General features: G+C 63.6%; 18 protein-coding genes and 5 tRNA genes. All 23 read right to left on the bottom strand.

Features of this window, described 5'->3' with window-relative positions:
- Window positions 1–32 precede the first annotated feature (32 nt).
- Entirely contained in the window at window positions 33–500 is a 468-nt protein-coding gene (rpsG, locus tag ACCQ04_RS04815) for a 30S ribosomal protein S7 (RefSeq protein ID WP_005993356.1), read from the bottom strand.
- 12 nt (window positions 501–512) lie between these two features.
- Window positions 513–887: a 30S ribosomal protein S12 gene (rpsL, locus tag ACCQ04_RS04810; RefSeq protein ID WP_002811712.1), complete on the bottom strand. Its 375-nt coding sequence runs from the start codon at window positions 885–887 to the stop codon at window positions 513–515.
- A 221-nt stretch (window positions 888–1,108) separates the two neighbouring features.
- On the bottom strand, window positions 1,109–5,323 hold the full coding sequence (gene rpoC, locus ACCQ04_RS04805) for a DNA-directed RNA polymerase subunit beta' (protein WP_024938569.1): 4,215 nt from the start codon (window positions 5,321–5,323) through the stop codon (window positions 1,109–1,111).
- A 100-nt stretch (window positions 5,324–5,423) separates the two neighbouring features.
- Window positions 5,424–9,575, bottom strand: coding sequence for a DNA-directed RNA polymerase subunit beta (rpoB, locus tag ACCQ04_RS04800; RefSeq protein ID WP_024938570.1), 4,152 nt, complete (start codon window positions 9,573–9,575; stop codon window positions 5,424–5,426).
- A gap of 294 nt (window positions 9,576–9,869) precedes the next feature.
- Window positions 9,870–10,235 (bottom strand): 50S ribosomal protein L7/L12, encoded by a 366-nt coding sequence (gene rplL, locus ACCQ04_RS04795; RefSeq protein ID WP_008574194.1) that lies wholly within the window; start codon window positions 10,233–10,235, stop codon window positions 9,870–9,872.
- A 54-nt stretch (window positions 10,236–10,289) separates the two neighbouring features.
- Window positions 10,290–10,823 (bottom strand): 50S ribosomal protein L10, encoded by a 534-nt coding sequence (rplJ, locus tag ACCQ04_RS04790; protein ID WP_016900680.1) that lies wholly within the window; start codon window positions 10,821–10,823, stop codon window positions 10,290–10,292.
- 549 nt (window positions 10,824–11,372) lie between these two features.
- Window positions 11,373–12,071: a 50S ribosomal protein L1 gene (gene rplA / locus ACCQ04_RS04785; protein ID WP_016900681.1), complete on the bottom strand. Its 699-nt coding sequence runs from the start codon at window positions 12,069–12,071 to the stop codon at window positions 11,373–11,375.
- Between the two features lie 3 nt (window positions 12,072–12,074).
- Complete coding sequence (gene rplK / locus ACCQ04_RS04780; RefSeq protein ID WP_046345810.1) at window positions 12,075–12,503, bottom strand: 50S ribosomal protein L11; 429 nt, start codon at window positions 12,501–12,503, stop codon at window positions 12,075–12,077.
- A 199-nt stretch (window positions 12,504–12,702) separates the two neighbouring features.
- Window positions 12,703–13,260, bottom strand: a complete 558-nt coding sequence (nusG, locus tag ACCQ04_RS04775; protein ID WP_047128216.1) for a transcription termination/antitermination protein NusG — start codon at window positions 13,258–13,260, stop codon at window positions 12,703–12,705.
- A 13-nt stretch (window positions 13,261–13,273) separates the two neighbouring features.
- The gene (gene secE / locus ACCQ04_RS04770) at window positions 13,274–13,684 is read right to left on the bottom strand and encodes a preprotein translocase subunit SecE (protein WP_016900684.1); all 411 of its coding nucleotides are present in this window, start codon (window positions 13,682–13,684) and stop codon (window positions 13,274–13,276) included.
- 49 nt (window positions 13,685–13,733) lie between these two features.
- Window positions 13,734–13,809: transfer RNA gene (locus tag ACCQ04_RS04765), tRNA-Trp, on the bottom strand.
- Window positions 13,810–13,915: 106 nt separating this feature from the next.
- Complete coding sequence (gene tuf / locus ACCQ04_RS04760) at window positions 13,916–15,106, bottom strand: elongation factor Tu (protein WP_003486726.1); 1,191 nt, start codon at window positions 15,104–15,106, stop codon at window positions 13,916–13,918.
- A 46-nt stretch (window positions 15,107–15,152) separates the two neighbouring features.
- Window positions 15,153–15,228, bottom strand: a tRNA-Thr gene (locus tag ACCQ04_RS04755).
- A 33-nt stretch (window positions 15,229–15,261) separates the two neighbouring features.
- A tRNA-Gly gene (locus ACCQ04_RS04750) sits at window positions 15,262–15,335 on the bottom strand.
- Between the two features lie 29 nt (window positions 15,336–15,364).
- A tRNA-Tyr gene (locus tag ACCQ04_RS04745) sits at window positions 15,365–15,450 on the bottom strand.
- Between the two features lie 154 nt (window positions 15,451–15,604).
- Window positions 15,605–16,696 carry a redox-regulated ATPase YchF gene (gene ychF, locus ACCQ04_RS04740; RefSeq protein WP_054591844.1) on the bottom strand — a complete coding sequence of 364 codons (1,092 nt, stop codon included), beginning with the start codon at window positions 16,694–16,696 and terminating at the stop codon, window positions 15,605–15,607.
- 77 nt (window positions 16,697–16,773) lie between these two features.
- Window positions 16,774–17,352, bottom strand: a complete 579-nt coding sequence (gene pth, locus ACCQ04_RS04735) for an aminoacyl-tRNA hydrolase (protein ID WP_102252621.1) — start codon at window positions 17,350–17,352, stop codon at window positions 16,774–16,776.
- A 49-nt stretch (window positions 17,353–17,401) separates the two neighbouring features.
- Window positions 17,402–18,037: a 50S ribosomal protein L25/general stress protein Ctc gene (locus ACCQ04_RS04730; RefSeq protein WP_016900688.1), complete on the bottom strand. Its 636-nt coding sequence runs from the start codon at window positions 18,035–18,037 to the stop codon at window positions 17,402–17,404.
- 110 nt (window positions 18,038–18,147) lie between these two features.
- Window positions 18,148–19,107: a ribose-phosphate diphosphokinase gene (locus tag ACCQ04_RS04725; protein WP_002811729.1), complete on the bottom strand. Its 960-nt coding sequence runs from the start codon at window positions 19,105–19,107 to the stop codon at window positions 18,148–18,150.
- 133 nt (window positions 19,108–19,240) lie between these two features.
- Window positions 19,241–19,317, bottom strand: a tRNA-Gln gene (locus ACCQ04_RS04720).
- 3 nt (window positions 19,318–19,320) lie between these two features.
- Window positions 19,321–20,208: a 4-(cytidine 5'-diphospho)-2-C-methyl-D-erythritol kinase gene (ispE, locus tag ACCQ04_RS04715; RefSeq protein ID WP_179464649.1), complete on the bottom strand. Its 888-nt coding sequence runs from the start codon at window positions 20,206–20,208 to the stop codon at window positions 19,321–19,323.
- Entirely contained in the window at window positions 20,190–20,843 is a 654-nt protein-coding gene (gene lolB / locus ACCQ04_RS04710) for a lipoprotein insertase outer membrane protein LolB (RefSeq protein WP_154831526.1), read from the bottom strand. Before lolB ends, ispE begins: the two co-directional genes overlap by 19 nt.
- Entirely contained in the window at window positions 20,840–22,528 is a 1,689-nt protein-coding gene (locus ACCQ04_RS04705; protein WP_065031997.1) for a tetratricopeptide repeat protein, read from the bottom strand. The genes lolB and ACCQ04_RS04705 overlap by 4 nt, the downstream gene beginning before the upstream one ends.
- Window positions 22,529–22,547 lie beyond the last annotated feature (19 nt).

Genomic DNA, 22,547 nt, shown 5'->3' with positions numbered 1-22,547 from the left:
GCTGAAGGGCCCCGTTACCAAGGCCCACGAGGTCACCAGCGGTAATGTGCGAACGCCTTGTTCGCCTCCGCCATACGGTGCGTCTCTTCGCGCTTCTTGATCGCGCCGCCGCGGCTTTCCGAGGCGTCCAACAGTTCTGCAGCCAGCTTGCGCGGCATGGTGTTCTCGCCACGCTTGCGCGCGGAGTCGATCAACCAGCGCATTGCCAGCGCCATGCGACGGGAGGAGCGCACTTCGACGGGCACCTGATAGGTAGCACCACCGACGCGACGCGATTTAACTTCGACAGCCGGGGCCACGTTGTCCAGTGCTTTCTGCACCAGCTCGACGGCATTCGGATTCTTTTCGCCAATGACGTCCATCGCGCCATAGACAATTTTCTCAGCAACCGACTTCTTGCCACTTTGCATCACCATATTGATGAAGCGGGCAATGGTTTCGCTGCCATGCTTTGGATCAGGCAGGACGGTGCGCTGCGGAGTAGAACCTTTACGGGACATTGGAGTGTTTCCTTAGCTCTTCGGGCGCTTGGCGCCGTACTTGGAACGACCTTGACGGCGCTTTGCGACGCCGGCGGCGTCCAGCGAACCACGGACGGTGTGATAACGCACACCGGGAAGATCCTTGACGCGGCCACCACGAATCAGGACCACGGAGTGCTCCTGCAGGTTGTGGCCTTCACCACCGATGTAGCTGATGACCTCTTCCTGGTTCGTCAGGCGCACTTTGGCAACCTTACGCAGGGCCGAGTTCGGCTTCTTCGGGGTAGTGGTATAGACGCGTGTGCAGACGCCACGGCGCTGCGGACACTTGTCCAGTGCCGGGGAGGCACTCTTGTAGGTGGTCGCTTGCCGAGGCTTGCGGACCAGCTGATTGATCGTCGTCATCAGTTGATTCTTCTGATTGAGAGGCCGAGACGGCCTTGCACGAAAACAAAGGCAGGCCGAAAAACGGCCCGCCGAGACAGGGAAGTATAGCTGGCAGGACGAAACTCCGTCAACTTCACGGAATTCTAACCCTGCTGGCCCATCCAAGGCCGGAAAACGGAGGGCCTCCTGCCCTCCTTTTCGCTTGGCTTACGGCGGTCTTGCGACCGCCGTCGGAGCGCTTACTCCTCGTCCGCGCCAGCGTCGGCCACAGCTGCGACCGGTTCGGCCACCGCCGGCTTGCCGGACAGCGTTTCCATTTCCGAGTCGGTCAGACCCGACGACTTGCGACGTCCGGCGTGATACGCCAGGCCGGTACCGGCCGGGATCAGACGACCCACGATCACGTTTTCCTTCAGACCGCGCAGGTTGTCGCGGGTGCCGCGCACGGCAGCCTCGGTCAACACGCGGGTGGTCTCCTGGAACGAGGCCGCCGAGATGAACGACTCGGTGGCCAGCGAGGCCTTGGTGATACCCAGCAGCACCGGATCGTACTTGGCCGGCAGTTCGTTGCGCTTGACCAGGCGTGCATTTTCCTCGATGACGCGCTGGCGCTCGACCTGCTCGCCGTTGAGGAACTTGCTGGTGCCCTGGTCGACGATCTCGACCTTGCGCAGCATCTGGCGCGTGATCACCTCGATGTGCTTGTCGTTGATCTTCACGCCCTGCAGGCGGTACACGTCCTGGATTTCCTTGACCAGGTACGCAGCCAGCGGCTCGACACCCAGCAGACGCAGGATGTCCTGCGGGCTCGGCTCGCCGTCCACCACGGTCTCGCCCTTGGTCACATGCTCGCCTTCGAACACGATGATCTGGCGGTACTTCGGGATCAGCTCTTCGTGTTCCGACCCGTCGGTGTCCTTGATGATCAGGCGCTGCTTGCCCTTGGTGTCCTTACCGAAGCTGATGATGCCCGAGCGCTCGGCCAGGATCGCAGGATCCTTCGGCTTGCGTGCTTCGAACAGGTCGGCAACGCGCGGCAGACCACCGGTGATGTCGCGGGTCTTGGACGCTTCCTGCGGGATCTTGGCAACCACGTCGCCCACGCCGACGGCGGCGCCGTCCTGCAGGTTGACAATGGAGCGCGGCGGCAACAGGTACTGGGCCGGCAGATCCGTATTCGGGATCGTCAGGTCGTTGCCCTTGCCATCGACGATGCGCACGATCGGGCGCAGTTCCTTGGCATGTGCACCGCGACGCTTCGGGTCGGTGATTTCGCGCGAGGCCAGACCGGTCAGTTCGTCGGTCTTCTCGATGACGGTGACGCCGTCGACGAAGTCGATGAAGCGGATGAAGCCGGCCACTTCCGACACGATCGGGTGGTTATGCGGATCCCAGTTCGCCACGCTCTGTCCGGCCTTGACCGCATCACCGTCCTTGGCGGTGATGGTGGCGCCGTACGGCAGCTTGTAACGCTCGCGCTCGCGGCCGTGGCCGTCGAGCACGGACAGTTCGCCCGAACGCGAGACAGCGACCAACGCGCCGCTGGCGTGCGCCACCGACTTGAGGTTGTTGAACTTCACCGAACCGGTGGTCTTGACGGTGATGTTGTCCACTGCCGCCGCACGCGATGCCGCACCACCGATGTGGAACGTACGCATGGTCAGCTGGGTACCCGGCTCGCCGATCGACTGGGCGGCGATGACGCCGACCGCTTCACCGATGTTGACCTGGTGACCGCGTGCAAGATCGCGACCGTAGCAACGTGCGCACACACCGAACGAGGACTCGCAGCTGATGGTCGAACGCACCTTCACCGACTGCACGCTGGCGTCTTCCAGCTTGGCAACCCAGGCTTCATCCAGCAGCGTGTTGCGGGTGACGATCGGCTCTTCGTCGTTGCCCGGCAGGTAGACGTCCTCGGCCACCACACGGCCCAGCACGCGCTCCCTCAACGGCTCCACCACGTCGCCGCCTTCCACGATCGGGGTCATGATCAACCCTTCGGTGGTGCCGCAATCGACTTCGGTGATCACCACGTCCTGCGCCACGTCGACCAGACGACGGGTCAGGTAACCCGAGTTCGCGGTCTTGAGCGCGGTATCGGCCAGACCCTTACGGGCACCGTGGGTGGAGTTGAAGTACTCCTGCACGTTCAGGCCTTCGCGGAAGTTCGCCTTGATCGGCGTCTCGATGATCGAGCCATCCGGACGCGCCATCAGGCCGCGCATGCCGGCCAGCTGACGGATCTGCGCCTGGCTACCACGCGCACCGGAGTCGGCCATGATGTACAGCGAGTTCATCGACTTCTGGTCGATGGTCTCGCCCTTGGCGTTTTCGACCTTCTCGGTACCGATGGTGTCCATCATCGCCTTGGCGATGCGCTCGCTGGTACGCGACCAGATGTCCACGACCTTGTTGTAGCGCTCGCCGGCGGTGACCAGACCAGACTGATACTGCTCCTGGATTTCCAGCACTTCGGCTTCGGCCTCGGTGAGGATGCCCTTCTTCTCGTCCGGGATCAGCATGTCGTCGATACCGATCGACACGCCTGCGCGGGTTGCGTAGGCATAGCCGGTGTACATCAGCTTGTCGGCGAACACGACGGTGTCCTTCAAGCCCAGCAGACGGTAGCTGGAGTTGATCAGACGCGAGATGTTCTTCTTGGTCATCTCGGTGTTGGCCAGCTGGAACGGCAGGCCTTCGGGCAGGATTTCGCTCAGCAACGCCCGACCGACCGTGGTGTCCACGATCGAGGTGCCGCTGCTGCGCTTGCCGTCGGCTTCCACGTCCACCTGGGTGATGCGGACCTTGACCTTGGCGTGCAGTTCCACCACGCGGTTGTCGTAGGCGCGTTTCACTTCGCTGGTGTTGGCGAACACCATGCCCTCGCCCTTCTTGTTCTCCAGGGCGCGGCTCATGTAGTACAGGCCCAACACCACGTCCTGCGACGGCACGATGATCGGCTCGCCGTTGGCCGGCGACAGGATGTTGTTGGTGGACATCATCAGCGCACGCGCTTCCAGCTGGGCTTCCAGCGAGAGCGGCACGTGGACGGCCATCTGGTCACCGTCGAAGTCGGCGTTGAATGCAGTACACACCAGCGGATGCAGCTGGATGGCCTTGCCTTCGATCAACACCGGTTCGAACGCCTGGATGCCCAGACGGTGCAGGGTCGGCGCACGGTTCAGCAGCACCGGATGCTCGCGGATCACCTCTTCCAGGATGTCCCAGACTTCGGCTTCTTCGCGCTCGACCAGCTTCTTGGCCGCCTTGATGGTGGTGGCCAGGCCGCGACGCTGCAGCTTGGCGAACACGAACGGCTTGAACAGCTCCAGCGCCATCTTCTTCGGCAGGCCGCACTGGTGCAGCTTGAGGTACGGACCGACGGTGATGACCGAACGGCCGGAGTAGTCCACGCGCTTGCCGAGCAGGTTCTGACGGAACCGGCCCTGCTTGCCCTTGATCATGTCGGCCAGCGACTTCAGCGGACGCTTGTTGGTGCCGGTGATGGCACGGCCGCGACGGCCGTTGTCCAGCAGCGCATCGACCGATTCCTGCAGCATGCGCTTCTCGTTGCGCACGATGATGTCCGGCGCATTGAGCTCAAGCAGACGACGCAGACGGTTGTTGCGGTTGATCACGCGGCGGTACAGATCGTTCAGATCCGAGGTCGCGAAGCGGCCACCATCCAGCGGCACCAGCGGACGCAGGTCCGGCGGCAGCACCGGCAGCACGGTCATGACCATCCACTCCGGACGGTTGCCCGATTCCAGGAAGGCTTCGATCAGCTTGATGCGCTTGGTGAGGCGCTTGAGCTTGGTTTCCGAACCGGTGCTGGCGATTTCCTCGCGCAGGCGGGTCATTTCCGACTGCAGGTCGATCGTGCGCAGCAGCTCGTACACGGCCTCGGCGCCCATGGCGGCGTCGAAGTCGTCGTTGTACTCCTGGCGTGCGGTCAGGTACTGCTCTTCGGTCAGCAGCTGGCGGCGCTCGAGCGGGGTCAGGCCCGGCTCGGTGACCACGTAGGCTTCGAAGTACAGCACGCGCTCGATGTCACGCAGGGTCATGTCCAGCATCAGGCCGATGCGCGAGGGCAGCGACTTGAGGAACCAGATGTGCGCGACCGGCGAGGCCAGGTCGATGTGACCCATGCGCTCGCGACGCACCTTGGCCAGGGTGACTTCGGTGCCGCACTTTTCGCAGACCACACCGCGGTGCTTCATGCGCTTGTACTTGCCGCACAGGCACTCGTAGTCCTTGATCGGTCCGAAGATGGCGGCGCAGAACAGGCCGTCACGCTCGGGCTTGAAGGTACGGTAGTTGATGGTTTCGGGCTTCTTCACTTCGCCGTAGGACCACGAACGGATCAGGTCAGGCGATGCCAGCGCGATCTTGATCGCGTCGAAATCCAGCGTCTGGCGCTGTTGATTGAAGAGGTTGAGCAGGTCTTTCATTTGATATCTCCGGGTCGGAGGAATTTCGTAGCTGAGATGAAACCGAGGGCCTTACGTTCCGGATCCCGGCGCCGCATCGCGGCGCCGGGATCCAGCTCGATCACTCTTCCAGTTCCATGTTGATCGCCAGCGAGCGGATTTCCTTCACCAACACGTTGAAGGATTCCGGCATGCCCGCGACCATCTCGTGCTCACCATCGACGATGTTCTTGTACATCTGGTTGCGGCCCTGCACGTCGTCGGACTTCACCGTCAGCATTTCCTGCAGGGTGTAGGCCGCGCCGTAGGCTTCCAGCGCCCAGACTTCCATCTCACCGAAGCGCTGACCACCGAACTGCGCCTTGCCGCCCAGCGGCTGCTGGGTGACGAGCGAGTACGGACCGGTCGAGCGTGCATGCATCTTGTCGTCGACCAGGTGGTTCAACTTCAGGTAGTGCATGTAGCCGACCGTGGTCTTGCGATCGAACGCTTCGCCGGTACGACCGTCGTACAACTGGGTCTGACCGCTCTGCGGCAGTTCGGCCAGTTCCAGCATGCGCTTGATCTCCGCTTCGCTGGCACCGTCGAACACCGGGGTGGCCATCGGCACGCCATCGACCAGGTTCTTGCCCAGGTTGAGCAACTCCTCATCGCTGAACTGCGACAGGTCCACGCGCTGTGCATTGATCGCGCTGTCGTGGTTGTAGATGTCGTCCAGGAACTTGCGCAGTTCGCTGACCGCGGCCTGGGCTTCCAGCATGCGCTGGATCTTGCGACCCAGGCCCTTGGCGGCCCAGCCCAGATGCACTTCCAGAATCTGGCCGATGTTCATACGCGACGGCACGCCGAGCGGGTTCAGCACGATGTCGACCGGCTCGCCGGTGGCCATGTACGGCATGTCCTCGACCGGCACGACGTTGGAGACCACACCCTTGTTGCCGTGGCGGCCTGCCATCTTGTCGCCCGGCTGGATGCGGCGCTTCACTGCCAGGAACACCTTGACCATCTTCAGCACGCCCGGTGCGAGGTCGTCGCCCTGGGTGATCTTGCCGCGCTTGTCGGCGAAGCGTGCCTCGAATTCCTTTTCGTGCGCCTGGATCTGCTTCTGCGCACGCTCGATGGCATCGGCAGCGTCTTCGTCCTTCATGCGCAGCTGGAACCAGTCGGACTTCTTCAGCCCGTCCAGATACGCGTCGGTGACGTTGTCGCCCTTCTTCAGGTTCGGACCGCCGTTGGCGACCTTGCCCACGATCTGCGAGCGCAGACGTGCGTAGATGGCCGCTTCCAGGATGCGGAACTGGTCGTCGAAGTCCTTCTTGACGCGCTTGATTTCGGACTCTTCGATCTGACGCGCACGCTTGTCCTTCTCGATGCCGTCGCGGGTGAAGACCTGCACGTCGATGACGGTGCCGTCCATGCCCGGGGGCACGCGCAGCGAGCTGTCCTTCACGTCGGACGCCTTCTCACCGAAGATCGCACGCAGCAGCTTTTCTTCCGGAGTCAGCTGGCTCTCGCCCTTCGGCGTGACCTTGCCGACCATGATGTCGCCGGCGCGCACTTCCGCACCGATGTACACCACGCCGCTCTCATCCAGACGGTTCAGGGCCTGCTCGGACACGTTCGGGATGTCGGCGGAAATTTCCTCCGGCCCCAGCTTGGTGTCGCGCGCAACGCAGGTCAGTTCTTCGATGTGGATCGTGGTGTAACGATCTTCTTCCACCACGCGCTCGGAGAGCAGGATGGAGTCTTCGAAGTTGTAGCCGTTCCACGGCATGAACGCGATCAGCATGTTCTGACCCAGCGCCAGCTCACCAATGTCGGTGGACGGGCCGTCGGCCAGCACGTCGCCGCGTGCGATCACGTCACCCACGTTCACCAGCGGACGCTGGTTGATGCAGGTGTTCTGGTTGGAGCGGGTGTACTTGATCAGGTTGTAGATATCCACGCCGGCATCGGTGCCGCCGCCGATTTCTGCCTCGTTGACCTTGACCACGATGCGGGCCGCGTCGATCTGCTCGATCACGCCACCACGCAAGGCATTGACGGTCACACCCGAGTCGCGCGCAACCGCACGCTCGATACCGGTACCGACCAACGGCTTCTGCGAACGCAGCGTCGGCACGGCCTGGCGCTGCATGTTGGCGCCCATCAGTGCGCGGTTGGCGTCGTCGTGCTCCAGGAACGGCACCAGCGCCGCGGCGACCGACACGGTCTGCATCGGCGAGACGTCCATGAAGTGCACTTCGGCCGGCGGCTTGAGCAGCGACTCGCCCTGGAACCGGCACGGCACGAACTGCTCGGTGAGCATGTTCTTGGCGTCGGTCAGCGCGTTCGCCTGGGCGATCACGTACTCGTTTTCCTCGATCGCCGACAGGTACTCGACGTCGTCGGAGACCTTGCCGTCCAGCACCTTGCGGTACGGCGTCTCGAGGAAGCCGTACTGGTTGGTGCGGGCGAACACGGCCAGCGAGTTGATCAGGCCGATGTTCGGGCCTTCCGGGGTTTCGATGGTGCAGACGCGGCCGTAATGGGTCGGATGCACGTCGCGCACTTCGAAGCCGGCGCGCTCGCGGGTCAGGCCGCCCGGGCCCAGCGCGGAGACGCGACGCTTGTGCGTGACTTCCGACAGCGGGTTGTTCTGATCCATGAACTGCGACAGCTGCGAGGAACCGAAGAATTCCTTGATCGCCGCAGCCACCGGCTTGGCGTTGATCAGTTCCTGCGGGGTCAGGCCCTCGGACTCGGCCATCGACAGGCGTTCCTTGACCGCGCGCTCGACGCGGACCAGGCCCACGCGGAACACGTTCTCGGCCATTTCGCCGACCGAACGCACGCGACGGTTGCCCAGGTGATCGATGTCATCGACCACGCCGCGACCGTTGCGGATCTCGGTGAGCACCTTGATCACTTCCAGGATGTCGGAGGTGTCGGTGTGCTCGGCGACCAGACGCTTGGATTCTTCGTCATTGCGCTCGGCAAAGTACTTCTTGTCGTACAGCACCGACTCGCCCAGCACGTCCTTACGGCCGACGCGACGGTTGAACTTCATGCGGCCGACCGTGGACAGGTCGTAGCGCTCGAAGGTGAAGAACAGGTTGTGGAACAGGTTCTGTGCGGCTTCCTTGGTCGGCGGCTCGCCCGGACGCATCATGCGATAGATCTCGACCAGCGCTTCGAGCTGGGTCTTGGTCGGATCGATCCGCAGGGTGTTGGACAGGTACGGACCGCGGTCCAGATCGTTCACCCACAGGGTGCCGACCGCATCGACGCCGGCCTTGCGGAACGCTGCCAGCTGGTCTTCGGTGATCTCGTCGTTGGCATTGGCCAGCAGTTCGCCGGTGGAGCCATCGACCACGTCGTGCGACAGGATACGGGTGAGCAGATAGTCGTCCGGCACGGCCAGCGCGGCGACGCCGGCGGCTTCGAGCTGCTTGACGTGACGGGCGGTGATGCGCTTGCCCGCTTCCACGATGACCTTGTCGCCATCGGCCAGGTCGAAGTTCAGCGTTTCGCCACGCAGACGCTCCGGCACCAGCTCCAGCTGCACGCCTTCGTCCGGATTGATGTGGAACGTATTGATCTCGAAGAACTCGGCCAGCATCTCTTCGTTGCTGTAGCCGAGCGCGCGCAGCAGGATCGACACCGGCAGCTTGCGGCGACGGTCGATACGGGTGAACAGCGCGTCCTTCGGGTCGAACTCGAAGTCCAGCCAGGAACCGCGGTACGGAATGATGCGGGCGCTGTACAGCAGCTTGCCCGAGCTGTGGGTCTTGCCACGGTCGTGGTCGAAGAACACACCCGGTGAGCGGTGCAGCTGCGAGACGATGACGCGCTCGGTGCCGTTGACGATGAAGGTACCGTTGTCGGTCATCAGCGGGATTTCGCCCAGATAGACCTCCTGCTCCTTCACGTACTTGATGGCCTTGGTCGACGACTCGCGGTCGTAGATCACAAGGCGCACGGTCACGCGCAGCGGCGCGCCATAGCTCATGCCACGCTGACGGCATTCACGCTCGTCAAACACCGGCTGACCCAACTTATAGCCCACGTATTCCAGCGCGGCATTGCCGCTGTAGCTGGAAATCGGGAACACCGACTTCAATGCCGCGTGCAGACCGAGGTCCTTACGCTTGTTCGGCTCCACGTCTTCCTGCAGGAATTCGCGGTAGGAATCGACCTGGATGGCAAGCAGGAACGGCACTTCGAGAATCGAGCGCTGCTTGCCGAAGTCCTTGCGGATACGCTTTTTTTCGGTGAACGAATAAGACGTCATGAGTCTTCACCCTAGGCTGCGGGGGCCGCGTCGCGGCGGCCCTGAAATAACAAAATTGTCAGTTGGAAGTCGCTGGTATTGCCGGCACCAGCACGCCTTCTCCCGCTACTTCCAACTACCAACTCGGTGAAGCGGGGATTGGGAATCGCGTGATTGGGGATGCGCGAAGATTGCCTTCGAATCCCGAATTCCGCCTCTCAAATCCCGGCTTTCCATCAACGGCCAAAGGCCGGGAGCTTTACGCTCCCAGCCTTCAGTGCATCACCGTGAAACGCTGGCGATGCAAGGGACTGCTTACTTGATTTCGACAGTCGCGCCAGCTTCGGTCAGTTCCTTCTTGATCTTCTCGGCTTCGTCCTTCGACGCGCCTTCCTTCAGCATGCCACCGGCTTCGGTCAGATCCTTGGCTTCCTTCAGACCCAGGCCGGTCACGGCGCGGACGGCCTTGATGACGCCGACCTTGTTGGCGCCGCAGTTGGTCAGCACCACGTTAAACTCGGTCTGCTCTTCGACCACGGCAGCCGGGCCAGCTGCAGCAGCAGCGACCGGAGCGGCGGCGGAGACGCCGAACTTTTCTTCGATGGCCTTGACCAGCTCCATCACTTCCATCAGGGACTTCTCGGCGATGGCGTCGACGATCTGTTCGTTGGTAAGGGACATTGTGATTACCTTTAAATGATTTTCTGGATTGGGGTTCTAGCGAACGCTAGGACATCAAGCTTCGGCAGTCTCGGCGACCGGCGCGGCGGCTTCGTCGCCACCACCCTGCTTGTCGCCCACGGCCTTGACGGCACGGGCAAACATGGCAGCCGGTTCGGACAGCACGCGGGCCAGCATGGCCAGGGCCTGATCGCGGGTCGGCAGCGAAGCCAACACGTCGACGTGGCCAGCCGGGAACAGTTCCCCGCCGATGGACACGACCTTGGCCTGCAACTTGTCGTTGCCCTTGGCGAATTCCTTGATCAGGCGACCGGCAGCGCCGGGCTCCTCCATCGAAAACGCATACAGCAAAGGACCGACCAGCTTGTCAGCGACGACAGCGAAATCAGTACCTTCAACGGCGCGCGCAGCCAGGGTGTTCTTGACAACTTTCAAGAACACGCCGGTTTCGCGGGCCTGCTTGCGCATCGCGGTCATCTGGGAGACCGTGATGCCAGCGTATTCGGCGGCGATCAAGGAGTGAGCCTTGGCGGCGATGTCTGCCAGCTCGGCGACTACTTCTTGCTTCTGAGACAGATTGAGAGCCATTGCACTCCTCCGTTAAAGCCGGGATTCGGGATTAGCGATTCGGGATTCGCGAGAGCTGATGAAGCCGCTTCTGCCAATCCCCAATGCCGAATCTCCAATCCCAGCTTCAAACTACTCCGCTCGCGGCTCCTGCCGGTTGCGGTCCAGGGCAGCCTCCTTCCTGGAAGCCGGGAACATCGACCGATGTTCCTTTGGTGGCCGTTCTAGACCTGGAGTGGGCTCGATCCGGGATGTCCCAGACGCGCGTAAACCAGAAAGCTCCAGAAGGGCGACACCATCTACGCCGGCCGGCTCTTGCGAACCTGATTAAGCGATCCCGCTGCATCGACGGCGACTCCTTGCCAAAGCGAGCATCCATGCCCGTCGTCGATCTGCGCTGACCGCGCCTGCGGTCTTTGACGGCTACCGCCGGACATGCCGGCGATCGCCTTCAAAATGTCCGTTACCCCAAAGGAGGGAACGGACTCCCAGCACACGGTGACCCGGGCCGGAAAAACGATGCTGTACTACACAGACGGGTCAGGCCCATGACAGGCCCGACCCCTCAACTCACTTCAGCGCAAGGCTGGACTGGTCGACCGTCACGCCAGGGCCCATCGTCGAGCTGACCGACACCTTCTGCAGGTAGGTCCCCTTCGAGGTAGCCGGCTTGGCCTTGATCAGGTCCAGCAACAGCGCCTGCAGGTTCGACTTCAGCGCTTCGTCATCGAAGCTGGCCTTGCCGATGGTGCAGTGGATGATGCCGGCCTTGTCGGTGCGGTAACGCACCTGACCCGACTTGGCATTCTTGACCGCTTCGCCCGGATTGGCCGACACGGTGCCGACCTTCGGGTTGGGCATCAGGCCGCGCGGGCCCAGCAGGGTGCCGAGCTTACCGACGACGCGCATCGCGTCCGGGGTGGCGATGACCACGTCGTAGCTCAGATCGCCGGCCTGCATCTTCTCGGCCAGGTCGTCCATGCCCACCGCCTCGGCACCAGCGGCCAGGGCTTCGTCAGCCTTGGCACCGGCCGGCGCGAACACCGCAACGCGCACGCTCTTGCCGGTACCGGCCGGCAGCACGGTCGAACCGCGCACCTGCTGGTCGGACTTCTTGGCGTCAACGCCCAGGCGCACGGCAACGTCGATCGACTCGACGAACTTGGCCTTGGTCACGGTCTTCAGGATCTTGATTGCGTCTTCGAAGGCATAGGTCTTGCCCGGAACGACAGCGGCCGCAATGGCCTTAACGCGCTTGCTCTGTGCCATGTCTTAGCCCTCCACCGTCAAACCCATGCTGCGGGCAGAACCCGCAATCGTGCGTACTGCCGCTTCCAGCTCGGCTGCCGTCAGATCGGCTTCCTTGACCTTGGCGATCTCTTCCAGCTGCTTGCGCGTCACCTTGCCCACCTTGTCGGTGTTGGGGCGCTTGGAGCCGGAGCTCACACCTGCAGCCTTCTTGAGCAGCACGCTGGCCGGGGTGCTCTTGGTGATGAAGGTGAAGGTACGGTCGGAGTACGCGGTGATGACCACCGGCGTCGGCAGACCCGGCTCCAGCTTGGACGTCGCTGCGTTGAACGCCTTGCAGAATTCCATGATGTTCAGACCGCGCTGACCCAGGGCAGGGCCGACCGGCGGCGCAGGATTGGCCTGGCCGGCCTTGACCTGCAACTTGATGTAAGCAGTTATCTTCTTTGCCATTTCAATACTCTCCGGGTGCTAGCGCCTTGACTGCAGGCTCCCCATCGGACCGGGAAATCACGTGTCCCGGCTTCACGTTTTTGACCACACGCAGATGGCTGCCATGCGGCAGCCATTGGTTCCCGGCGGTTCGCTAGGTCAGCGAGCCGCGCACTATAGCAGCATTCAAGTCGAGCGCCTAGACGGCGCCCGGCCGGTGTCAGCCCTTCTCGACCTGACCGAACTCGAGCTCGACCGGCGTGGAGCGACCGAAGATGAGCACGGCAACCCGCAGCCTGCTCTTCTCGTAATTGACCTCTTCCACAACGCCATTGAAGTCGTTGAACGGACCGTCGGTGACGCGCACCATCTGACCCGGCTCGAACAACACCTTCGGACGCGGCTTCTCGACACCGTCCTGCACACGCTGCAGGATCGCATCGGCCTCTTCGTCGCGAATCGGCAGCGGACGGTCGGCAGTGCCGCCAATGAACCCCATCACCTTGGAAGTTTCCTTCACCAAGTGCCAGCTTTCATTGTCGATGCGCGGGATACCGGCCTCTTCGTGGGTCTCGATCTGCACCAGCACGTAGCCGGGGAAGAACTTGCGCTCGGACCGACGCTTCTGGCCGGCACGCATTTCGATGACCTCTTCGGTCGGCACCAAGACGTCGCCAAAACGGTCTTCCATCTCGGCACGGGCGATACGGTCACGCAATGCCTGCGCAACAGATTTTTCGAAGCCTGAATAGGCGTGAACGACATACCAACGCTTCACTGCTTGATTCTCCTCAACGAGCCAGGAACCACTGCGTGAGCTTCTGGATGACAAAGTCGAAGCCGCCCAACAGCAAACTCAGAATGATCACAACGACAATCACGACCCAAGTGGTGCGGATGGCTTCCTGACGCGTCGGCCAGACCACCTTGCGCAACTCGAACCTGGATTCGGACATGAATTCACGGGTTTCCCGGCCCTTGCCGGTTCCCAAAAACACGAATGCGCCGGCCACCAGCCCCACGATCACTGCCAGCGCACGCAACTGCGGCGTCCAGGCACCAAACTGGGTGGCGCGCTCGGGCGCAGAAAACCAGAACCACACAAACAACCCCGCGATCACCAGGAGCGCGGAGATGACGTATTTCACGATATCAGCGCTGGCAGCAGACGCGCTTTTGGAAGGCTCGATTTTGCTATTCATCCGGCTCTAGTTACCGATCTGACCCGAATCGCTGGGCCGGAAAGAGGAGTGGCACGCCAGGAGGGACTCGAACCCCCAACCTGCGGTTTTGGAGACCGCTGCTCTGCCAATTGAGCTACTGGCGTATGTACTCGTTTACCGCAAACCCTAAGACAACGAAGGCGGACCGCGGTTCAGCCGGCCCGCCATTCGTTTGGCACCAGCCGCCGCGAGGCGACTGGATGCAGGCACTTACTTGATGATCTTGGCAACCACGCCGGCGCCGACGGTACGACCGCCTTCACGGATGGCGAAGCGCAGACCTTCGTCCATCGCGACCGGGTTGATCAGGGTCACGACCATCTTCACGTTGTCGCCCGGCATCACCATCTCCACGCCTTCCGGCAGCTGGCAAGCGCCAGTGATGTCGGTGGTGCGGAAGTAGAACTGCGGACGGTAGCCCTTGAAGAACGGGGTATGACGGCCACCCTCGTCCTTGGACAGCACGTAGACTTCGGCTTCGAACTCGGTGTGCGGCTTGATCGAGCCCGGCTTGCACAGCACCTGGCCGCGCTCGACGTCGTCACGCTTGGTGCCGCGCAGCAGCAGACCGGCGTTGTCGCCTGCCTGACCCTGGTCGAGCAGCTTGCGGAACATTTCCACGCCGGTGACGGTGGTCTTCTGGGTGTCGCGGATGCCGACGATTTCGATTTCGTCGCCGACCTTGATGATGCCGCGCTCGATACGACCGGTCACCACGGTGCCGCGGCCGGAGATCGAGAACACATCTTCGACCGGCATCAGGAACGGACGGTCGACGTCACGGGTCGGCTCCGGAATGAACGAATCCAGCGCCTCGACCAGCTTCAGGATCGCCGGCACGCCGATGTCGCTCTGGTCGCCGTCCAGCGCCAGACGCGCCGAACCGTGGATGATCGGGGTGTCATCGCCCGGGAAGTCGTACTTGCTGAGCAGCTCGCGCACTTCCATCTCGACCAGCTCGAGCAGCTCGGCGTCGTCGACCATGTCGGCCTTGTTCAGGAAAACCACGATGTGCGGCACGCCAACCTGACGCGAGAGCAGGATGTGCTCGCGGGTCTGCGGCATCGGGCCGTCAGCAGCCGAACACACCAGGATCGCGCCGTCCATCTGCGCCGCACCGGTGATCATGTTCTTGACGTAGTCGGCGTGGCCGGGGCAATCGACGTGCGCGTAGTGACGGGTCGGGGACTCGTATTCGACGTGGGCGGTCGAAATCGTGATGCCGCGCGCCTTCTCTTCCGGCGCCGCGTCGATCGCGTCGTACGCCTTGAACTCGCCACCGAAACGCTCAGCACCGATCTTGGTCAGCGCGGCTGTCAACGTGGTCTTGCCATGGTCGACGTGACCGATGGTGCCGACGTTCACGTGCGGCTTGGTGCGCTCAAATTTAGCTTTTGCCATGGGTGCGTGTCTCGGTAATCGTTTGGAGTTGAAGACGATTGAGTAGTGGTGCTCACGAAAGGAATCGAACCTTCGACCTCCTCCTTACCAAGGAGGTGCTCTACCGACTGAGCTACGTGAGCGAGTTTTGTATTATGCCATGCATTTGCGTTCAATGGAGCGGGAGACGGGAATCGAACCCGCACCATCAGCTTGGAAGGCTGAGGTTCTACCGTTGAACTACTCCCGCGCCGGGAACTGCATGCCACAACATGAAACTGGTGGAGGGAGGTGGATTCGAACCACCGAAGGCGTAAGCCAGCAGATTTACAGTCTGCCCCCGTTGGCCGCTTGGGTATCCCTCCAGCTTTTACTACCGGACCGGTGCGCGATGAGGCGAATTCGGTTCGGGGTGAAGCAGCCCGTTATTTTGCTGTGGGATGCATGCGGTGTCAACAAAAATTTTGAGCAGATCGTCAGTGCCGAAGACGCGCGACCATCGGGGTCGCGCGCAACCGGTCAGACGTTGAAGCGGAAGTGCAGCACATCGCCTTCCTGCACGCGGTATTCCTTGCCTTCCAGACGCAGGCGCCCCGCATCGCGCGCACCGGCTTCGCCGCGGTGCTTGATGAAGTCGTCGAAGCCGATCGTCTCGGCGCGGATGAAGCCCTTCTCGAAATCGGTATGGATCACCGCTGCCGCCTGCGGCGCGGTCGAGCCAGCCCTGACCGTCCACGCACGCACTTCCTTGACGCCGGCGGTGAAGTAGGTCTGCAAGCCAAGTAGCTTGTAGGCGGCACGGATGACGCGATTCAGACCCGGCTCGTCCAGACCCAGGTCGGCCAGGAAGGTGTCGCGGTCCTCGTCGTCGAGCTGCGACAGCTCTTCCTCGATCGCCGCCGAGACCGGTACCACTTCCGCACCTTCGGCCAACGCATGCCGACGCACCGCGTCCAGGTGCGGATTGTTCTCGAAACCGTCCTCAAGCACATTGGCGATGTACATCACCGGCTTGAGCGTCAACAGGAACAGATCGCGCACCAGCGCCTTTTCATCGTCGTCCAGGCCGGCTGCACGCCCCGCCTTGCCATCGGACAGCGCGGCCTGCAACTTGGCCAGCACCGGCTTGCGCGCCGCAGCATCCTTGTCGCCACCCTTGGCGCTGCGCTCGGCACGGTTGAGCGCCTTTTCCACGCTGTCCAGATCGGCCAATGCCAGTTCGGTATCGATGGTTTCGATATCGCTGATCGGGTCGACCTTGTTGTTCACATGGATGACGTCGTCGTTTTCAAAGCAACGCACCACGTGGGTGATCGCATCGACTTCGCGGATATGCGCCAGGAACTTGTTACCCAGCCCTTCGCCGCTTGCCGCACCCGCCACCAAGCCGGCGATATCGACGAACTCGACCGCGGTCGGAATCAGTTTCTGCGGCTTGACGATCTCAGCCAGTTGATTGAGGCGCGGATCCGGCACCGGCACGATGCCGACGTTCGGCTCGATGGTGCAGAACGGAAAATTGGCCGCAGCGATGCCCGCCTTGGTCAGCGCATTGAACAGGGTCGACTTGCCGACGTTGGGCAGGCCGACGATGCCGCATTTGATACCCATGGGTTTTCCAGTGAATGGAGAATCGGGAATCGAGAATGGCAAGAGCAACGCTCCTCCCATTCCCGATTCCCCATTCTCTATTTTTCCGTATGCAGGCGCTTCATCGCCTCGTTGAAATTACCTTGCAGTGCCAGCGGCAGGACATCGATGGCCGCGTCCACCGCAGCGCCGATTGCCGCGTCGTCGTCGCGCCCTGCCCGTCCCAGCACCCAAGGCACCACGCGGTCCTTGTGGCCGGGATGGCCGATGCCGATCCGCAAGCGATGGAATTTACCGTGCCCCAGCAGGCGAATGGTGTCGCGCAGGCCATTCTGGCCGCCGTGACCGCCATCGAACTTGAGCCGCGCGATGCCCGGCGCAAGATCCAGTTCGTCGTGTGCAACGAGCAGTTGCTCCGGCTCGATCTTCCAGAACCGCAACGCGGCGGTGATCGATTTTCCGCTGAGATTCATGAAGGTGGCCGGCTTGAGCAGCCAGACCGATTGCCCGGCGATCTCGACCTTTGCGGTCTCGCCGAACAACTTGGCGTCCAGCCCCCAGCGCACGCCATGGCGTTCGACGAGGGCATCGACGAAACGAAACCCGGCGTTGTGCCGGGTTTGCGCGTGTTCCGGACCGGGATTCCCGAGTCCGACAATCAGGCGGAGTGCAGACATGCCAGTGACCGCAGCCGATCCCGCGCAGCGCGAGGAATCGGCCGACGGCTTACTTGGTCTCGGCGCCTTCGCTGCCTTCTTCACCGGCAGCGTCTTCTTCCTCGATCCGCACGTGCTTGGCAGCAACCACCGCCACGTCGTGCTCCTTGCCCAGCTTCAGTTCCGGAATTTCCACGCCGGCCGGCAGCTTGATCTCGGACAAGTGGATCACATTGCCCACTTCCAGGGCACCGAGGTCCACTTCGATGAACTCCGGCAGATCCTTCGGCAGGCAGACCACCTGAACTTCGTTGAGTTCATGGGTCACGACCACTTCGCTGGACTTACCGGCCGGCGAGGCCGCTTCGTTGATGAAGTGCAGCGGCACGGCGGCGCTGAGCTTCTCGTTGGCGCTGACGCGCTGGAAGTCGATGTGGATGATCAGCTGCTTGAACGGATGGCGCTGCATGTCACGCAGCAGCACCTGCTGCACGTCGCCATTGAGGTTCAGGTCGAGGATCGACGAGTAGAACCACTCGTTCTGCTGGGCAAGCCAGATCTGCTCGTGGTTGAGCTGGATGCTGACCGGCTCGAGTTCGCCACCGTAAACGATGGCCGGAATGACGCCAGCGTGACGTAGGCGGCGGCTCGCACCCTTCCCCTCGTTCGCGCGGCGCTCGACCTTGATTTCGTGAGTCTTTGCCATGTTGTTTCACTACCTAGATTGGAATACCGCCTCGCGGCGATGAAGCGTCTCACCCGCGACCAGGCGAGACGTGGTACCGGCACCCGGAACTCCGGGCACCGAATGCGGCATCAGTCGACGTAGAGCGAACTCACCGACTCGCCGAAGGCGATGCGGCGAATGGTCTCGGCCAGCAGTTCGGCCACGCTCAGCTGACGAATCTTGGCGCAGGTGCGCGCAGCTTCGTTCAGCGGAATCGTGTCGGTGACCACCAGCTCGTCGAGCTGCGAATTGTTGATGTTGTCCACTGCCGGGCCGGACAGCACCGGGTGGGTGATGTAGGCCACCACCTTGAGCGCGCCGCGCTGCTTCAACGCTGCGGCGGCGGCACACAGGGTACCGGCGGTGTCGACCAGATCGTCGACCAGCACGCAGGTCTTGCCCTGCACATCGCCGATGATGTTCATCACCGTGGCGACGTTGGCGCGCGGACGGCGCTTGTCGATGATGGCCAGATCCGCATCGTCCAGGCGCTTGGCGACGGCGCGCGCGCGCACCACGCCGCCCACGTCCGGCGATACCACGATCAGGTTGTCGGTGCCGTAGGCGCGCCAGATGTCGGCCAGCAGCAGCGGCGAGGCATAGACGTTATCGACCGGCACGTCGAAGAAGCCCTGGATCTGGTCGGCGTGCAGATCGACCGTCAACACGCGGTCGGCCTCCATTGCGCAGATCATCTTGGCGGCGACCTTGGCGGTGATCGGCACGCGCGAGGAGCGCATGCGGCGGTCCTGGCGCGAGTAGCCGAAGTACGGGATGACCGCGGTCACCGACGCGGCGCTGGCGCGCTTGAGCGCGTCGATCAGCACCAGCAACTCCATCAGGTTTTCCGCGCTCGGCGCGCAGGTCGGCTGGATCACGAACACTTCCTGCCGGCGCACGCTTTCTTCGATCTCGACCTGCACCTCGCCATCGGAGAAGCGCGTGACCAGCGCCTTGCCCATGCGGACGCCGAGCTCCTTGCAGATGCTCAGGGCAAGCGGCTTGTTGGCATTGCCGGAGAACACCAGCAGGTTACGTTGGTCTTGCATGGGATCTCTCGGGCGGCGGCAAAGAGCGTGCGGGCGATGATGGAGCTGGACAAAGCCGACCAAATGCCGGGCTTTTCGTTGAATCCCCGCACATGGATGTGCGGGCTGTTGCAGAGGGACCTGCATCAACAACTGGCAGGGGCGGTAGGATTCGAACCTACGAATGCCAGGATCAAAACCTGGTGCCTTGGGCCTCTTGGCGACGCCCCTGCATCAAACCTGTCTCGCGTCCAGCGCGTCGAGCAGTGGCGAGTGCGCTGCACCTTCCACGACCCACGCCCTCAGGTTGTCCGGCAACTGCGCCATGGCCTGCTCTGCAGCAGCGCGCGTGGCGAATTCGACGAAACACCCGCTCCCCGACCCGGTCAAACGCGGCGTCCCGATCCTGGACAGCGCCTGGAACACTGCCTCGATGGCGGGTTCACGGCGCCGCAGGACCGGCTCGAACGCATTGTCGAGCAGGGAACCCGAAGCGAAGTCCGCTATTTTCACGGGCGCAGCATCCCGCGTCAATTCCCGTGATTGAAATAAGACCGGGGTGGGCACGTGAATTCCCGGATCGACCAGCACGTAGGACGCCGCCGGGAGACCGATCGGGGTCAGTCGCTCGCCGACACCCTCGGCCCAGGCATTGTGACCGCGCACGAACACCGGCACGTCGGCGCCCAGTCGCAGCCCCAACTCGGCCAGCGTCTGGACCGGCAAGCCCAGGCCCCACAAGGCATTCAGCGCGACCAGCACGGTGGCGGCATCTGACGAGCCGCCGCCAAAGCCGCCGCCGGCGGGGATGCGCTTGTCGACCCGGATGTCGGCGCCGGCCTGCGTGCCCGCGCTGGATTGCAGCAGGCGCGCGGCCCGGATGACCAGGTCATCGTCTTCCGCCACACCGGGCAGGCTGTCGCCGATGCGTCGGATCAGCCCGTCGTTGCGCACACGAAGATGAATGGTGTCCCCCCAGTCCAGCAGCCGGAACACGGTCTGCAGCAGGTGGTAGCCATCGGCGCGGCGCCCGACAATCTGCAGGAACAGGTTGAGCTTGGCCGGCGCAGGCCACGCCGACCAGCCCGTCTCCACCGCGGACATCAGGGCGATACCGTCCATTGATCGACCAGCAGGCGCACCTTGGCCTCGCCGTTGCGGGCTTCGATGCGCTGCGGCAGCTCGGGTTGCCCGGCGCCGGCCGGCGCCCAGGCGAGAAAGTCGATCGTCCAGCCATCCTGCTGCACGGTACGCGGCCGCCCGGCCGCATCCAGATCGGCGCGTTCGGCACCGGCGTCGGCGATGCGCAGCGCGCGCACCCAGTCCGGCATCTGGTTGACCGGGATGGTCCACCCGGTCGCTTCCAGCAGCACCTGCTCGGCATCCGGACCGCTGCGCGGGCCACCTTCCAGCCCTTCCAGGCGTCCGGCGCCGCTGGCGGTGTCGCCAGTGAGCACCCAGCTCTGCCGGGTTACCGGCGCACTGAGCTGCACGCGATACTGCGCACCGTCCTGCTGCCAGTCGATGCGGCCACTACCACCATTGCTGCCCTTGCTGATCGCCACCCGGCCCTGGAACGACCAGGCCGGATGCGCCTGCAGCCAGGCCTGGCGTGCAGCTTCGGCCTGCCGCGCACCCTCGGAAACCTGCGCGACCACTGCGGCGCCACCGCCCTGCCCGCGCGGCACGCTGACGCAGGCCGACAGCCCGACCAGCACCAGCCCGCTCAGGGCCAGTGTTCGGATCGTCCCGCTCATAGTCCGAATTTTTCCACGGCGCGTTGCAGCGCGCGGTTGTCCGGATCCAGACGCCGCGCCTCATCGAAGTAGCGCCGTGCCTCCTCCTGCTTGCCGCTGACCCATAGCACCTCGCCCACGTGCGCGGCGATTTCCGGGTCCTTGACCAGCGCCCAAGCGCGGCGCAGCTGCACCAGGGCTTCCTTGGTGCGACCCATGCGATACAGCACCCAGCCGTAGCTGTCGACGATGGCCGGGTTGTCCGGGTCGGCGGTGCGGGCGCGGTCGATCAGCGCCAGCGCTTCCTTGTAGCGGGTGGTGCGGTCGGCCAGGGTGTAGCCCAGCGCGTTCAGCGCCGCCACGTTTTCCGGTTCGGCCACCAGGATCTTGCGCAGGTCGGCCTCGGCACGCGCGACATCGTCGCGGCGCTCCCAGGCCAGGCCGCGGGCGTACAGCAGCGCGCCGTCGTCCGGATAGGCGGCCAGGCCGCGCTCGAAGGCATCCAGTTCGCCCGCTGCATCGTCGGCGCGCTGGTGCAGCTCGGCTTCGAGCACATAGGCGTCGCGACGCGCGTCGTCGTCGGCGCTGGCATCGCTCTGCAATGCGCGCGCTTCGGCGAGCGCCTCGGGCTTGCGGCCCAGCTCGTACAGGGCGCTGGCGGCGCGCAGGCGCGCCTCGCTCAGCTGCGGGCCGCCGGGCACGCCGCGATACCACTCCACCGCCTCGTCGTAGCGCTTGAGGAATTCGGCGATCTTGCCGAGCAGCAGGCGGCGGTCAGGGTCGGGCTTGGCGGCATTGCTCTTGAGCTCGCCGTACAGCGCCTCGAGCGCAGTGCGATCCTTTTCCTTGGCCAGCATGGAGGCACGCAGCCCGTAGGTCTGGGTGTCCTGCGGCCCGGTCGACAACACCCGTGCGGCGGCTTCGGTCTGCCCCATGGCGTCGTAGGCAAACGCCAGCGCGCCACGCAGCTCGGAATCCTTGACCGCCTGCGGCTCGACATTCTTCAGCAGTGCCAGCGCTTCGTCGTTCTTGCCTTCCTGCTGCAGCTGGGTGGCGTGCAACAAGGCCACGCGCGGCTCTTCGGGGAAGCGGCGCACCACTTCGTCGACGATGCGCTTGGCCAGCGCCGGGCGCTCCATGCGCAGGGCGAGCCGGCCGAATTCCTGCCAGGCTTCGATCTGATTGGGGATGGCGCCGGCCTTGACCAGGTCCTCGAGCACGTCAGCGGAGGCTTCCGGCTCGCGCCCGCCATTGGCCAGGGCGATCAGGGCGAAGCGCCAGCCGCGCGGGTCTGGCTCCTTGAGCAGGCCGAGCAGATCACGGCGGGCGGTACGCAGGTCGTTGCGGCGCAACGCCAGCGAGGCTTCGGTACTGCGCATGGACATCGACGAGGGTGCGCGGGAGCGCCACAGCGCCAGGGCCTCGATCGCACGCGGGTCGTCGTTGGCCAGCATCGCGATGCGGGCGGCGCGTTCGGCCAGCCCGGCGTCGCCGGCCTCGGCCTTGGCGGCGTCCAGGTAGGCGCGGGCGGCATCGTCCAACTGCCCGGCCTGCAAGGCGAATTCGCCGGCGAGCACCGGCTCCAGCGAGGTGGCGCCGGCGCGACCGGGCGGCGGCGCGGGCGGTGCTTTCTTGGGTGCTGCAGTGGCGCTGGCGGAGACTGCGACCAGCAAAAGAACACACAGGATGCGAATCGGTACAGGCATCGGGGGCAACCGGGCCGTA

The organism is Xanthomonas sp. NCPPB 2866, from assembly GCF_041475745.2.
GTDB lineage: Bacteria > Pseudomonadota > Gammaproteobacteria > Xanthomonadales > Xanthomonadaceae > Xanthomonas > Xanthomonas arboricola.
Note: the sequence above shows the minus strand (reverse complement) of the source record. Positions and strands in the feature narration are given on the sequence as shown.